The 12,505-nt window shown below is 68.5% G+C and carries 16 protein-coding genes; 5 read left to right on the forward strand and 11 right to left on the reverse strand.

Going from position 1 to position 12,505, the window contains the following annotated elements; all coding sequences use genetic code 11:
• Nucleotides 1-53 precede the first annotated feature (53 nt).
• Entirely contained in the window at nt 54-1,430 is a 1,377-nt protein-coding gene (locus tag PMI01_RS02310; RefSeq protein WP_035034099.1) for an MFS transporter, read from the forward strand.
• A 60-nt stretch (nt 1,431-1,490) separates the two neighbouring features.
• Here PMI01_RS02310 and PMI01_RS26320 read toward each other — a convergent pair whose 3' ends face one another.
• Nucleotides 1,491-1,685, reverse strand: coding sequence for a HepT-like ribonuclease domain-containing protein (locus PMI01_RS26320; RefSeq protein WP_035034111.1), 195 nt, complete (start codon nt 1,683-1,685; stop codon nt 1,491-1,493).
• A gap of 71 nt (nt 1,686-1,756) precedes the next feature.
• Entirely contained in the window at nt 1,757-2,047 is a 291-nt protein-coding gene (locus PMI01_RS02320) for a nucleotidyltransferase family protein (RefSeq protein WP_007662480.1), read from the reverse strand.
• A gap of 238 nt (nt 2,048-2,285) precedes the next feature.
• Here PMI01_RS02320 and PMI01_RS02325 point away from each other — a divergent pair, with 238 nt between their 5' ends.
• Nucleotides 2,286-2,723, forward strand: a complete 438-nt coding sequence (locus tag PMI01_RS02325) for a hypothetical protein (RefSeq protein ID WP_007662482.1) — start codon at nt 2,286-2,288, stop codon at nt 2,721-2,723.
• 9 nt (nt 2,724-2,732) lie between these two features.
• Here PMI01_RS02325 and PMI01_RS02330 read toward each other — a convergent pair whose 3' ends face one another.
• Nucleotides 2,733-4,721, reverse strand: a complete 1,989-nt coding sequence (locus tag PMI01_RS02330; protein WP_007662484.1) for a protein meaA — start codon at nt 4,719-4,721, stop codon at nt 2,733-2,735.
• Between the two features lie 94 nt (nt 4,722-4,815).
• The gene (locus PMI01_RS02335; protein ID WP_007662485.1) at nt 4,816-5,175 is read right to left on the reverse strand and encodes an Mpo1-like protein; all 360 of its coding nucleotides are present in this window, start codon (nt 5,173-5,175) and stop codon (nt 4,816-4,818) included.
• Nucleotides 5,176-5,314: 139 nt separating this feature from the next.
• Between PMI01_RS02335 and PMI01_RS02340 the strand changes: the two genes are divergently transcribed.
• Both PMI01_RS02340 and PMI01_RS02345 read left to right on the forward strand, forming a co-directional pair.
• Nucleotides 5,315-6,136, forward strand: coding sequence for an acyl-homoserine-lactone synthase (locus PMI01_RS02340; RefSeq protein WP_007662486.1), 822 nt, complete (start codon nt 5,315-5,317; stop codon nt 6,134-6,136).
• Between the two features lie 188 nt (nt 6,137-6,324).
• Nucleotides 6,325-6,762 (forward strand): helix-turn-helix domain-containing protein, encoded by a 438-nt coding sequence (locus PMI01_RS02345; protein WP_035034102.1) that lies wholly within the window; start codon nt 6,325-6,327, stop codon nt 6,760-6,762.
• A 159-nt stretch (nt 6,763-6,921) separates the two neighbouring features.
• Here PMI01_RS02345 and PMI01_RS02350 read toward each other — a convergent pair whose 3' ends face one another.
• The 4 genes from PMI01_RS02350 to PMI01_RS02365 all read right to left on the reverse strand — a co-directional run bounded on the left by PMI01_RS02350 (nt 6,922) and on the right by PMI01_RS02365 (nt 9,849).
• Nucleotides 6,922-7,275, reverse strand: coding sequence for a PilZ domain-containing protein (locus PMI01_RS02350; RefSeq protein ID WP_035034107.1), 354 nt, complete (start codon nt 7,273-7,275; stop codon nt 6,922-6,924).
• A 193-nt stretch (nt 7,276-7,468) separates the two neighbouring features.
• Nucleotides 7,469-7,765: a hypothetical protein gene (locus tag PMI01_RS02355; protein ID WP_007662489.1), complete on the reverse strand. Its 297-nt coding sequence runs from the start codon at nt 7,763-7,765 to the stop codon at nt 7,469-7,471.
• A gap of 28 nt (nt 7,766-7,793) precedes the next feature.
• Nucleotides 7,794-9,467, reverse strand: coding sequence for a pilus assembly protein TadG-related protein (locus PMI01_RS02360; RefSeq protein ID WP_007662490.1), 1,674 nt, complete (start codon nt 9,465-9,467; stop codon nt 7,794-7,796).
• A 7-nt stretch (nt 9,468-9,474) separates the two neighbouring features.
• Nucleotides 9,475-9,849 (reverse strand): TadE/TadG family type IV pilus assembly protein, encoded by a 375-nt coding sequence (locus tag PMI01_RS02365; RefSeq protein WP_238536989.1) that lies wholly within the window; start codon nt 9,847-9,849, stop codon nt 9,475-9,477.
• Nucleotides 9,850-10,157: 308 nt separating this feature from the next.
• Here PMI01_RS02365 and PMI01_RS02370 point away from each other — a divergent pair, with 308 nt between their 5' ends.
• On the forward strand, nt 10,158-11,060 hold the full coding sequence (locus tag PMI01_RS02370) for a type II toxin-antitoxin system prevent-host-death family antitoxin (protein WP_007662496.1): 903 nt from the start codon (nt 10,158-10,160) through the stop codon (nt 11,058-11,060).
• A 16-nt stretch (nt 11,061-11,076) separates the two neighbouring features.
• On the opposite strand, the gene PMI01_RS02375 is transcribed toward PMI01_RS02370, so the two are convergent.
• The 3 genes from PMI01_RS02375 to PMI01_RS02385 form a co-directional block, all read right to left on the reverse strand.
• Nucleotides 11,077-11,604, reverse strand: coding sequence for an SRPBCC family protein (locus PMI01_RS02375; RefSeq protein WP_007662498.1), 528 nt, complete (start codon nt 11,602-11,604; stop codon nt 11,077-11,079).
• 64 nt (nt 11,605-11,668) lie between these two features.
• Complete coding sequence (locus PMI01_RS02380) at nt 11,669-12,091, reverse strand: VOC family protein (protein ID WP_007662500.1); 423 nt, start codon at nt 12,089-12,091, stop codon at nt 11,669-11,671.
• Between the two features lie 53 nt (nt 12,092-12,144).
• Nucleotides 12,145-12,505 (reverse strand): YybH family protein (locus PMI01_RS02385; protein ID WP_007662503.1); only part of this gene is annotated, 361 nt, incomplete at its 5' end.

Below are 12,505 nucleotides of genomic sequence, written 5' to 3' on the forward strand. Positions count from 1 at the left end.
GGGAGAGGGTTCCAGGCTTGGCTCCGGTGCCGGGAACGGGCATCTACCCGCTCATGACTTCCCCCAACGGTTGGCGCGCCCTGCTGAACGCCGAACTGGCCCCACGCTTCGCCCTGCTGTGCCTGGGGATCTGGCTGAACGCGGCCGACACCCTGGTGACCGTGACGATCATGCCCAGCGTGGCCCGCGAGATCGGCGGCTACCAGTATTTCGGCTGGTCGGTGGCCGCGTTCCTGCTGGGTTCAATCCTGGCGGGGGCCTGCGCGGGCAAGCTGTCGATCCGGTTCGGCCTGCGCAACGCCACCGCCCTGGCCGGGGTGTTCTATGTCCTCGGCTGCGCCATGGGCGCGCTGGCGCCCGAGTTCCTGACCTTCGTGGCCGGCCGCCTGGTCCAGGGCCTGGGCGCGGGGGCGATCGTCTCGCTGTGCTACGTGGCCATCACCGCCCTGTTCCCCGAACGCCTGTGGCCGCGGGTCTATGGCGCGGTGGCCGGGGTGTGGGGCGCGGCGACCCTGCTGGGCCCGCTGTGCGGCGGGCTGTTCGCCCAGGCCGGCTTCTGGCGCGGGGCCTTCTGGCTGTTCGTGGTCCAGGGCGTGATCTTCGTCGGCGCGGTGCTGCTCATGGTGCCCGCCGCGCCCCGGGCCCTGGAGGGCGGACGCATCCCGCGCCGCCAGCTGGCCCTGCTGACGGTGGGCGTTTCCCTGATCGCGGCGGCCGGCGTCATCGGGGGCCAGTTGATCCCCGCCCTCTGCGCGGTGCTGGGCGTGCTGGCCATGGCCGCCATGCTGCTGGTCAACGGCCGTTCGCAGAACCGCCTGCTGCCCAAGGCGGCCGGCGACCTGACCACCGCCACGGGCCTGGGCCTGCTGGTGATCTTCGCCTGCGAGGCCGCCGCCATCGGCTTCACCGTCTACGGCCCGGCCTTCATCCAGGCCCTGCACGGCGCCAGCCCCCTGCTCAGCGGCTATGTGATCGGCGGCGTGGCGGCCGGCTGGACGGCCTGCTCGTTCGCGGTCGCCGGCCTGGGGCCCCGGCGCGAGGGCCTGGCCATCCGCCTGGGCGCGGCGATCATCGTCGTGGGCGTCGCCTGGGGCGCGTTCGAGATGGCCCACGGCTCGCTGGTCGGGGTGGCCCTGTCGATGATCACCCTGGGCGCGGGGTTCGGCGTCTGCTGGGCGTTCCTGGCCAAGCGGGTGATCGGCGGCGCGCCGGCCGACGAACAGGCCCTGGCCTCGGCCGCGGTGCCCACCACCCAGCTGATCGGCGGCGCGGTGGGCTCGGCGGCGGCCGGCGCCCTGGCCAACCTCCTCGGCTTCGCCCACGGCGTCGACGCCACGGTCGGCCACGCCCACGGCTTCTGGCTGTTCGCGGCCTTCACGCCCCTGGCGCTGGTGGGGCTGGGGGCGGCTTGGCGGCTGGGGCGGGACTAGGACGGGCCGTCCATGCCGACGATCCGTTCGACTGACGCGTAGCTCCACGACAACGATCGATCACAGGATCGAGAAGCTGAGGTCGTCGTAGCCGTGGGCGATACGGTGGCGAAGATTGATGGCGTACCGCCAGTCGGCCTCCGGCGCCAGCGCCCGTACTTCAGGTGAAATCTTCGAGGCGTTCTCGCCGATGGCCAGCAGGTTCATGGCCGCATCACAAGTCCGAGGGTCAGCCAGGAAAACCGCCTGGTCCATGTCCCGCGTGTTAGAGCCGGATGCGCGCTATCGCATCGAGGATGCGCGACAAATAGAGGCCGTCGGCCGGGTCACGCAAAGACAGCCTCGCCCAGCACGCGTTCCTGGATCAGGTCATGCAGCCCATCCGGCGTGACAAGATCGACCGGCCGCCCGAATAGGGCCGCCAAGTCCCGCTCCAGTCGGAAGAAGCCGAACCCCGGAAGCGTGGTGGGCAAGAACTCCACCAGCACGTCCACGTCACTGTCCGGCCCGGCTTCGCCCCGCGCCGTCGAGCCGAACACGCCGACCCGCTGGACGCCGTAGCGGTCCAACAGCGGCTTGGCCGCGCGCAACTTGGCGAGGGCTTCGTCAAGGGTCATGGGAGAAGTGTAGCACGGAGGCGGAACGCGAGCATTCGATCCGGAGCGCACGTTTCGCCCTCAAATCCTGAAAGCCCGCCGGCGACGCATCGCCAGCCGGGGAGGCACAGTCCTTAATTCCCGCCGGCTGAGCTCTGAAAAGGGTATGTATCCCCAACTACCGGGATTTCCCCGATGTCGCCGCGAGGCCGCCGGACCTAGCCTTTCACCTGGGCCGGAGGAAATTGGAGGACACACCATGCGTGCATTTCTTTTCGCCGCCGCCCTGGCCCTCGCGGCGACGCCAGCCGCCGCGCAGGACCTGACGAAGATGGGATCTTCGCTGCTCAAGACCTGCACCTCGAACTGGAACGGCCTGTCGGCGCTGCAGAAGGGCAAGATCGACTCGCAGTCGTTCATCAGCGCCTGCATGACCAAGCAGAACCCGACATCCAGCGTGCTGGGCGGGGGATCGGGCGCCTCGGCCCTGACCAGCGTCCTGGGAACGGGCGCATTGGGGACGAGCGCCCTGGCCGGTTCGGGCGGCGGCTCGACGTCAGGCCTGCTCAACAGCCTGACCGGAGGCGCGGCGTCGTCCGTGGGCGGAGGATGCGCCGACAAGTGGAGCGCGCTCTCGACCACCGACAAGGCCCGGTTCGACCAGAGGAGCTTCCTGGCCGGCTGCGCGGCGCGGTAGGGCGCTCCCTCAAACCCCCTCCAGCGCCGCCCGCTCCACCAGCCGCACCACGTCGCCCATGATCTCGGTGATCTTGAAGTCCTTGGGCGTATAGATCCGCGCCACGCCCATCTGCTTGAGGATCAGGGCGTCGCCCTCGGGGATGATGCCGCCGGCCACCACCGGGATGTGGCCCAGGCCCTCGGCGCGCATCACGCGGATCACTTCCTGCACCAGGTCCAGGTGCGAGCCCGACAGGATCGACAGGCCCACCACGTGGGCGCGGCCCTCCTTGGCGCGGCGGACGATCTCCTCGGGGGTCGAGCGGATGCCGTCGTAGATCACCTCCATGCCGACCGCGCGGGCCCGGGTGGCGATCTGTTCGGCGCCGTTGGAGTGACCGTCCAGGCCCGGCTTGCCGACCAGGTAGGTCAGGGTGCGGCCCAGCACCTGCGAGACCCGTTCGACCTCGCGCTTCACCGCCTCGACGTCCTCGGCTTCGCCGGTCGAGACGACGACGGCCACGCCGGTCGGGCCGCGATATTCGCCGAACACCTCGCGCAGGGCTCCCGCCCACTCGCCGGTGGTGATCCCGGCCTTGGCGGCGACAATCGAGGGTTCCATGATATTTCGGCCATCGGCGGCGGCGGCCTTCAGGTCGGCCAAGGCGGCCTCGGCGGCCGCCGGGTCACGGGCCGCGCGCCAGGCCTTCAGCCGCTCGACCACGCCGGCCTCCAGGCGCGGATCGACGGTCTCGATGCTGCTTTCGCCGGCCGACAGCGGCGAGTCCTCGGTGTCGGTCCAGCGGTTGACCCCGACCACGGTCATGTCGCCGGTCTCGACCGAGCGCACCCGCCGGGCGTTGGAGCCGACCAGTTCGCCCTTCATGTAGTCGATGGCGTTCTGGGCGCCGCCCATGTCGTCGATCAGGGCCAGCTGGGCCAGCGCCCCGGCCGACAGCTCGGCGACCTTGGCCTCGACCACGTGGCTGCCGTCGAACAGGTCCTCGTATTCCAGCAGGTCGGTCTCGTAGGCCAAGACCTGTTGCAGCCGCAGCGACCACTGCTGGTCGAAGGGGCGTGGCAGGCCCAGGGCCTCGTTCCAGGCCGGCAGTTGCAGGGCCCGGCAGCGGGCGTCCTTGCTCAGGGTGACGGCCAGGGCCTCGATCAGGATGCGGTAGACGTTGTTCTCGGGCTGCTGCTCGGTCAGGCCCAGGCTGTTGACCTGCACGCCGTAGCGGAACCGCCGGGCCTTCTTGTCCTGGACGCCGTAGCGTTCCAGCAGGATCTGGTCCCACAGGCGGGTGAACGACCGCATCTTGCACAGCTCGGTGACGAACCGCACGCCGGCGTTGACGAAGAAGCTGATCCGCGAGGCGACGATCTCGAAGTCCTCCTCGGGCACCTGGCCGCCGGCCTTGACGGTGTCGAGCACGCTGATCGCCGTGGCCAGGGCGAAGGCCAGCTCCTGCTCCGGCGTCGCGCCGGCCTCCTGCAGGTGGTAGCTGCAGACGTTCATCGGGTTCCATTTCGGAACCTCGCGGTAGCACCAGGCGATCATGTCGCCGATCAGCCGCAGGCTCGGCCCGGGCGGGAAGATGTAGGTGCCGCGGCTCAGATATTCCTTGATCAGGTCGTTCTGGGTGGTGCCCTGCAACAGCTTGCGGTCGGCCCCCTGCTCGTCGCCCAGCGCCACGTACATCGCCAGCAGCCAGGCGGCCGGGGCGTTGATGGTCATCGAGGTGTTGGACTGCTCCAGCGGGATCTGGTCGAACAGCTGGCGCATGTCGCCCAGGTGGCCGATCGGCACCCCGACCTTGCCGACCTCGCCGCGCGCCAGGATATGGTCGGCGTCGTAGCCGGTCTGGGTGGGCAGGTCGAAGGCGACGGAGAGGCCGGTCTGGCCCTTGGCCAGGTTGGCCCGATAGAGCGCGTTGGACTTCTCGGCCGTGGAGTGACCCGCATAGGTGCGGAAGATCCAGGGCGCGTCAGGCGCGTGCTGGAACGGCTTGGTCGTCATCCTGCGCTTCCCGTTTATCGTTCTTGATTACCAACGATCATGAACCGGGTTTTGCTGCGACGCAATATCGCAAGAGCGAAGGAGGCTGCGCCGTTCAGAACGGCCTGCGCCCGGTCACCACCTCGAACCACAGCCGAAAATCGCCGGCCAGGCTGTAGAGCGGATATTTGAAGGTGGCCGGACGGTTCTTCTCGAACACGAAATGCCCCACCCAGGCGAAGCCGTAGCCGACCAGCGGCGCGGCGATGAAGAACCGCCAGTCGACCAGGAACCCGGCGACCAGGGCGGCGATCACCAGGCTGGTGCCCACCACGTGCAGCCGACGGCTGACCCGATTGACGTGTTCGGTCAGGTAGAACGGATAGAAGGCGGCGAAGGTGCGATAGCGCCCCGTCCCATCTGGTCCGACTTCGCCTGGCCCGACTTCGCCTGGAATGTGGTCTTGCGAGCTCATTCGGCGATGTTCCGCCCGACGGGGCGTTGTGGCAAGTGCGGCGACACAACCTAAGCGTGGCCATAGGCCGTTCGGCCTATCGCGTCGCGCGGAGAACCGGCCGTCTAATGCCATCCAGCCGACCACGGGGGATGGAACCATGATCCACATCGTCACGTCCGAGAATCGTCATCTCTACGGGCCCCAGCTGTGGGCCATGCACGAACAGCGGCGCGAGCAGTGCGTCGAGAAGAACGGCTGGGTCGACCTGGTGGTGCTCGATGGCGGCGAGGTCGACGACTACGACGACCTGGCCGCCATCTACCTGCTGGGCTTCGACGACGATATGCGGCTGGAGGTCGGCCTGCGCCTGCACCCCACCGACGAGCGCTGCATGCTGGCCGACAAATACCCGCAGCTGATCGCTCCCGGGGAATCGCCCAAGAAGGGCCCCGACGTCTGGGAGGCCACCCGCCTGTTCACGACCGAGGCCTATCGCGCCAAGAAGGGTCCGGGCCGGGGCGCCCGGGTGTTCGAGGCCTGGGCCGCGGCCATGGAACTGGCCCTGGTCAACGGCGTCGAGCGCTTCGTCGGCATGATCGACATGTCGCTCTATCCCGGCATCATGAACTCGCCGATCGACACGCGGCTGGTCGGCCTGCCCCGCCCCTACGCGTTCGGGGTGGTGGCCGGCTCGGAGATCGCCCTGTCTCAGGCCCTGCTGGAACGGGTGCGCGAGGCGCTGGGGATCGAGGGGCCGGTCGGCTACCACGTCGATGAACTGGACCTGCGGGCGTTCGGCAACCTGACCGCCGTTCAGCACCAGGTGATCCGCGCCCAGATCCCGCAGTTCCATCCGGGCTCGCCCCGCGACGAAGCCCTGGCGGCCGAGACCCTGTACCGGCTCAACGACGTTGCGAGCCTGGCGCGCCGCATCTGGGCGGATCGCGACGCCCATGCCGAGCAGCCGCTCAACGCCTAGATCCGAGAGAGAACTGAAACAATCCGGTCTAGATTTCGCCGCGATCACGAGGTGTAGGTCCGCCTGTTAGCGCAAGCATGAGGTCAATGAGCTAAACCTCAGCGACCTAACGCCGCGCTTTGCCGTGCCGCCGTTCCATCAACGTGCCGGACATGTCATTGTGACAGAACAACCGTTGGAGGCGAAAATTGAGCGAAGAAACCGAAGGCCGGCGCCCAAACCCTGTCGATCTTCATGTCGGCGGCCGCGTCCGGATGCGTCGCAAACTGCTGGGCGTTAGCCAGGAACAGCTGGCGGACTCCCTGGGCCTGACCTTCCAGCAGGTGCAGAAGTACGAGCGCGGCGCCAACCGCGTGAGCGCCTCCAAGCTGTATGAAATCGCCCGCACCCTGCAGGTGCCGGTGTCGTTCTTCTTCGACGGCCTGGCCGACCCGATGGACGGCTCGGAAAACGACGAAGTCGGCCAGCACGCCGAACGCGTCGTGCAGGAATTTCTGACCACGCCCGAGGGTCTGGAACTGGCTGAAGTGTTCCCGAAGATCGGCCGTGGCCGCGTGCGCCGCCAGGTGCTCGACCTCGTCCGCGCCATGGCTGAGGAAGCCACCCGGAACGAGACCGCCGCCTAACCAGGCGTTGACCGACCGTCCGTTCGGGCTCCGGCGTTTCGCGCCGGGGCCCGATGGCGTTTTGGGGGTTATGCCAACGGCCCTGACGCCGACATTGGCCGTTCCGAATTCCCGCCCTCTCAAATGATTCCGTCATTCCGGCGGCGTCGGCCCGCCCCGCTAGCTGGCCGAAACCTTGCCCTGGCTGGCCTGCCACATGCGTTTGGCCGTCTGCAGCGAGGCCGGGGCCAGGCCGCGCAGGTCGTGGCTGCCGACGATCTTCAGGCCGAACTCGCGATCCTTCTGCCAAACCACCTTCACGTCGTAGGCGAAGCCGCTGACCAGATCGACCACCTGAACCTTGCCGGGCGGCGTGGCGCTCGACAGCATCTGGACACGCAGCCCCGTCGCGGACTGATCGCGGATCACACAATCCCACGCGAAGACGCCGCACAGCACCTTGGCGGCATGTTGTATCGCGGCGCGCGGACCGGCGCGCCGGTCTTGAGCTCCGCCAGAACCAAACTTGGACATGTCGGTAACAACGCGCATCGGCGTTAATCGGCCGTGCAGCCGAAAGGTTTATTTGCCGCTGACCATGTCTCGGGGTCGAATTCGCCCCGAAACCAGCCAAAGACTTCGCGCCAGACGCGAGAGTTCGGCCAGAACGCCTTTTGCGGCTATCGCGCCAGGCGCGTTTTGGGCCCCCTCCCAGAGGGAGAGGGCCTCAAGACTCTTCCTTCCACCCGTTCCGCAGCAGGTCCACCGCCAGCAGGTGCGCGGCCTCCAGCGTCATGTCCTCCAGCTGCTCCAGCAGGTCCAGGCGATGCTGGGGCGACCGCGTGTGGGCGTACAGCGCGCAGATGGCGTGCAGGCGCGCCCGCACCTCCAGCCGCGGCGACGGCGCCTGCAGCAGCGGCGAGGTCTCGGCCAGCTGGGCCGGCGCGTCGCCCTTGCGGCCGAAGGCCCGCTGCGGCGCGTCGAACTCGAGGGATTCCAGGCCCGGCCAGTCGAGGGCGTTCATCGTCTTGCTCCATGCACCTTGGGAAAACTCATGCGACCAACGCCGCCGCGCCGCACCGCAGGCCGTTGATCCGCACGTCGGCCTCGCCCACGCCCACGCCCAGCAGGTCGGTCAGCGCGGTGATCACGCCGTCCAGCGGGGCCGCCGCCGCCGCCAGCACCGGCTTCAGGGCGGCCAATATGATGCTGTCGCCCAGGCCCAGAGTCAGGATGCTGTTGAGCAGCACGACGTCGAGATCCAGGTTGGTCAGCAGCGAACTCGTGGCCGCCGCCAGGGCGTCGTTGGTCTTCACCGTCTTGATCGTGCGGGCCTTCACGTCGGCGTCGGTGAAGTTCACGGTCTGCCAGCTGGCCCCGCCGATCGCCACGTCCGACTTGCCGGTCACCGTGAACAGCGGCGCCTTCACCACGTCGGTCTTGGTCACGATCAGGGGGTGCTTGAAGTCGTCGAGGCGGGTGATGTCGATGTCGCCGATCTTCAGGGAACCGATGCTGGGCTTGACCTCCAGGGCGGCGGTCTTGTGGCCGCAATCGATGCTCTTCAGCTTGGCCTCTCCGGACGCCAGTTCCACCAGAAGCGGCAGATGCACCTTGGCCAGCCCGCCCAGCAGCCCCGTTCCCAGCAGCTTGGTGTCGATGAAGAGCCGCGTCTGGGCGGTGCGCACGATCACCGTCTTGTCCTTGGTGACGGTCATGTAGGGCGCGTTGTTGAGGGGCTCGCCGACCGCCAGCCAGACATCGACGTCGGCCAGGCCCGGCACGGTCGCGCCCAGGTCCAGCTTGACCTGCCGGGCGCCCTGGCCGACCTGCAGCAGCGCCTGGGTCAGGTCCATGGCGTTGAGCGCCACCAGCGCGCTCTGACCGCCGGACACATGGTCCTGGCCGCCATAGGGCCCGAGCGAGACCAGGGCGTCCAGGTGGGCCTTCTGGCTGTTGCCGGCCGAAACCGCCAGGGACCGCGTCGCCGCCGCCGCCTGGGTGTCGCCGGCGGTGGTCAGGGCGTCGGCCAGGGCCTGGAGGGCCTGGCCGGTCGTCAGGTCGGCCTTGAGCACATCGTTATAGGTCGCCGCCTTGAGGCCCAGGCGCGTCTTCACCGCGTCGAGATAGCTGAACAGGGTGACGTCGCTGGCGATCAGGGCGTTGTAGTCCATCACCGACAGATTGACCTGGCTGCCGATCAGGCCGCTCAGCAGGGCGTTGGCCACCCCGCCCTGCAGGCTGAGCAGGCGCGTGCCGATCGAGAAGCTGGCCAGGTCGGCCCGCGCGGCCGTGGCCTGGCGCTTGATCGGCATGTAGGACCGGCCCACCAGCGCCGCGCCGAAGAACAGGTCGGCCTGGCCGTTGACCGTCACCTTGACGGCGTCGGCGTCGACGCTGGTCGACTGGAAGCGTTGCGCCACCGGCACGGTGGCGTCGGTGGCGTAGCGTCCGGTGGTCACCTGCACCTTCAGCGGCGCGCGCCAGCCTTCGCCATTGGCCTTCACCGTCGCCTCGGCGGCGACCTGGGCGCGGGCCATGTCGTTGGCCGCCGACATCGCCGCCAGGTCGGCGACGCCTTGCAGGCGGCGGGTCTGCAGGAACACCGAGCCGGTATCGACCGCCAGGGCGCACAGCGCGATGAGCATGGTCAGGGAAATGGCGGTGACGACCGAGATCGCACCGCGCTGGCTCTCGCGGAAGGCGCTGAGAGGCGAGCCATGCATCGCGTCCTCAATAGCCTCCCATCTGGATCGAGGCCTGTCGTGAGATCTGGTCGGACGGCATCGGCGCCACGCCGCGCGCCGCGAAGGCGAAGGAATCGGCGGCGTTGTAGGAGACCCGCACGGTCAGCCGGCCGTCCTTGTCGATGACCGTGGTCGACACCTTGCTGGGGGTCAGTTGGGCGTAGTCGCTGGCGCCGCTGGTCACGGACGCCTTGGCCAGGCTGGCGCGTTCGGCGGCGGTCATGCCAGGGATGGCGGCGCGGGCGGCGTCGTTGGCCAGTTGCTGCACCGAGTGCGACATCCAGAAATAGCCGCCGTAGCCCATGATCCCCATCATGATCAGGATCAGCACCGGCGCCAGGAAGGCGAACTCCACCGCCACCGCGCCGGAATCCTCACCCCGAAATCCGAACCTCGAGCCTTGCCTTCTCGCTTGCCTTTGCATCGGTCCATCTCCCGCCGCGAAAGTCGCGCCTAGAGAATTCCACGGCCAAGCATGCGAGTCCGTGTATACGTAAAATACGTAATTTGCGTACTTCACGGCGACTGCGTGCCTCGCCCCCCAGTGGGCGCTCTTCATTGTCGCTCAACTCTCGCGATGGTACTTTCCCAGGAAGGGCGCGGGTTTGCCCGGGGTGCGATCACTGGCAAGTCGGAGAAACCGGATTCTCTGTAGTTTCTGGAGAGGCCATGAAAAATCTTGTCGCCGCCGCGCACGCCACCGCCGGTGAAGTCAGTCGAAATTTCGGCCAATGGCAGGATGTCGCCCTCACCGGGCCGGTGATCATCACCCACCACGGCCGCCCGCGCGTCGTGCTGCTGTCGGCCGATCGCTACGCCAGCTGGAACGACATGCCCGAGGTCGCGAGCGCCGCCGTCGATCGCACCGCCGAGACCAGCCGCGAAGCCATTCTCGAACACCTGGCCGAGGGGTTCATCGCCTTGGACCCCACCCTCCACGTCACCTCGGTCAACCCGGTGTTCGAGGCCCTGGCCGGCCGCAGCGCCGGCCAGCTGATCGGCGCCAACTGGAGCGACCTGTTTCCCCTGGCGCCCCAGGCGGTGATCGCCGAACAGATGCGGCGGGTGCTGCGGACGGGTGAGGCGGTCGAGTTCGAGGCCGACTCCACGCTCCAGAGCGGCCGCTGCTACGGGGTCCGCGTCTTCCCCTATCCGGACGGCGTGGCGGCCCTGTTCGTCAACCGCACCGAGGAGCACGACCTGCGCAACCGGCTGCGCTACGCCCAGGCCATGCGGGCGGCGACCGCCGCCCTGCCCCAGCTGGCGGTGGCGCGGCTGAACATCCGCGGCGTGCTGGCCGAGATGGACACCGACTTCCTGCGGCTGACGGGCTTTTCCAGCGCCGAGCTCCTGGATTGCCGGCTGACCGACATCATCCGCCCCACCGACCGTCGCGCCCTGACCCAGGCCCTGGAGAAGGTGCTGCAGGGCGGCCCGGCCGCGCGGGTGGCGACCGCCCTGATGGTCAAGGCCGGCGAGGAGCGCCCGGTCGAGCTGTCCCTCGCCCCCATCCTGCGCGAGGGCGCCGCCGACGGCGTGATGGTGCTGATGATGACGGCGGACGAGGGCTAGGGCGACTTACCGGCCCCTACCCCTCGGCCTGGGCCTTGAGGCTGGCCAGGCCGGTCTCGAAGTCGGCGCCGATCATCTTGTCCATGTTGAAGAACACGCCCATCAGCTTGTGCATGTAGGGCGCGGCCCCTTCCATCGTCCAGGTGACGCGGGTGGCGCCGGCCTGCGGCTCCAGGGTGAAGACCACCGTGTTGTGGGCGACGAACGGCTTGGTGAAGTTCAGGTCCAGGGCCACCTTGGACGAGGCCACGGTCTGGGTGATCTTCATGTCGCCCACGCCGGCCTTGCCCTTGCTGTTCCAGCCATAGGTCGCGCCGACGCCCGCGGCGGGGTTCGAGAAGGTCCGCTCCATGGCCGGATCCAGCTTCTCGTAGGGCGACCACGCGCCCCAGCGATGGAAGTCCTGGATCTGGGCGAAAATCTTTTCCGACGGGGCGTTGATCACCGTCGAACGGGTGATGCGGAAGGTGTTGGGCCGGGTCGCCGCGTAGCCCAGCAAGGCGACGATCAGCACGACGACGACGATGGCGATGATCTTGATCATCCTGGTTTTCCCTCTGTTGGTCTTGGCGGACGGGACCGACAGCCGGCCCCGTCCAATCTTTCGGTTAGGCCTTCGGCGTGGTGGCCAGCGACCACGAGAAGCCGAACGGGTCGCGCAGCTGGCCGTAGCGGTCGCCCCAGAACATCAGCTGCACGGGCAGGGTGACCTCGGCCCCGGCCGCCACCGCCCGGTCGAACCACGTGTCCACGTCGTCGACCTGCAGGTGCAGGGTGAAGGCACCGGGCTTTTCCAGCGCATAGCCATGCTCGGGATAGGCGTCGCTGAGCATCAGCGAATTGCCGTTGACCCGCAGGTGGATGTGCATGGTCCGGCCCTGCGCGTCGACCGGATGGCGGAACAGGTCCTGCGCTCCGAAGGCCTTCACGTAGAAGTCGGCCGCGGCGTTGGCGTTGCTCGGCGACAGGTAGGGCACGATGCCGCCCACCGGGGGCGGGCTGGCGGCCAGGGGTTGTTCGGCGTCGGTCATGGTCGTTTCTCCTGTTGGACCTTGTTGCCGTGAGGGGTGCTCGAACGGACCGTTCAAGGCTTCAGGTCGACGGCCGCCTTGAAGCTGCCGTCCATCAGGAACGGCACGGACTCGTGTTCGTGGACGATCGTCCACGCGCCGTCGCGCTTGCGCAGGCCCAGGGTGGCGCGGAACCACAGATCGACGACCTCGCCGTCGGTCTTGGTTCCGGTCATGTGGGCCAGGCCGTGGGCGAAGGCGACACCGCCGGCCACCGCGACGGCCGGATCGGCCAGGACGTAGCCGATCGGCCCCGTCCAGGTGTCGAACCAGCCCTGCAGTCCCCCGGCGTCGGCGCCGGTGGTGCCCAGCGGCGGAGCCAGGGCGAACAGCGTCAGGTCGTCGCCCGTGACGGCGGCGACGCCCGCCGCGTCC

Origin of the sequence: Caulobacter sp. AP07 (assembly GCF_000281955.1) — a bacterium.
GTDB lineage: Bacteria > Pseudomonadota > Alphaproteobacteria > Caulobacterales > Caulobacteraceae > Caulobacter.

What these genes read in the sequence shown, in the direction of transcription:
- PMI01_RS02330 (WP_007662484.1), bottom strand. Translation starts at nt 4,721, where the DNA reads ATGACGACCAAGCCGTTCCAGCACGCGCCTGACGCGCCCTGGATCTTC.
- PMI01_RS02325 (WP_007662482.1), top strand. Translation starts at nt 2,286, where the DNA reads ATGCGTGCATTTCTTTTCGCCGCCGCCCTGGCCCTCGCGGCGACGCCA.
- PMI01_RS02350 (WP_035034107.1), bottom strand. Translation starts at nt 7,275, where the DNA reads ATGTCCAAGTTTGGTTCTGGCGGAGCTCAAGACCGGCGCGCCGGTCCG.
- PMI01_RS02360 (WP_007662490.1), bottom strand. Translation starts at nt 9,467, where the DNA reads ATGCATGGCTCGCCTCTCAGCGCCTTCCGCGAGAGCCAGCGCGGTGCG.
- PMI01_RS02340 (WP_007662486.1), top strand. Translation starts at nt 5,315, where the DNA reads ATGATCCACATCGTCACGTCCGAGAATCGTCATCTCTACGGGCCCCAG.
- PMI01_RS02320 (WP_007662480.1), bottom strand. Translation starts at nt 2,047, where the DNA reads ATGACCCTTGACGAAGCCCTCGCCAAGTTGCGCGCGGCCAAGCCGCTG.
- PMI01_RS26320 (WP_035034111.1), bottom strand. Translation starts at nt 1,685, where the DNA reads ATGGACCAGGCGGTTTTCCTGGCTGACCCTCGGACTTGTGATGCGGCC.
- PMI01_RS02335 (WP_007662485.1), bottom strand. Translation starts at nt 5,175, where the DNA reads ATGAGCTCGCAAGACCACATTCCAGGCGAAGTCGGGCCAGGCGAAGTC.
- PMI01_RS02380 (WP_007662500.1), bottom strand. Translation starts at nt 12,091, where the DNA reads ATGACCGACGCCGAACAACCCCTGGCCGCCAGCCCGCCCCCGGTGGGC.
- PMI01_RS02310 (WP_035034099.1), top strand. Translation starts at nt 54, where the DNA reads ATGACTTCCCCCAACGGTTGGCGCGCCCTGCTGAACGCCGAACTGGCC.
- PMI01_RS02370 (WP_007662496.1), top strand. Translation starts at nt 10,158, where the DNA reads ATGAAAAATCTTGTCGCCGCCGCGCACGCCACCGCCGGTGAAGTCAGT.
- PMI01_RS02375 (WP_007662498.1), bottom strand. Translation starts at nt 11,604, where the DNA reads ATGATCAAGATCATCGCCATCGTCGTCGTCGTGCTGATCGTCGCCTTG.
- PMI01_RS02355 (WP_007662489.1), bottom strand. Translation starts at nt 7,765, where the DNA reads ATGAACGCCCTCGACTGGCCGGGCCTGGAATCCCTCGAGTTCGACGCG.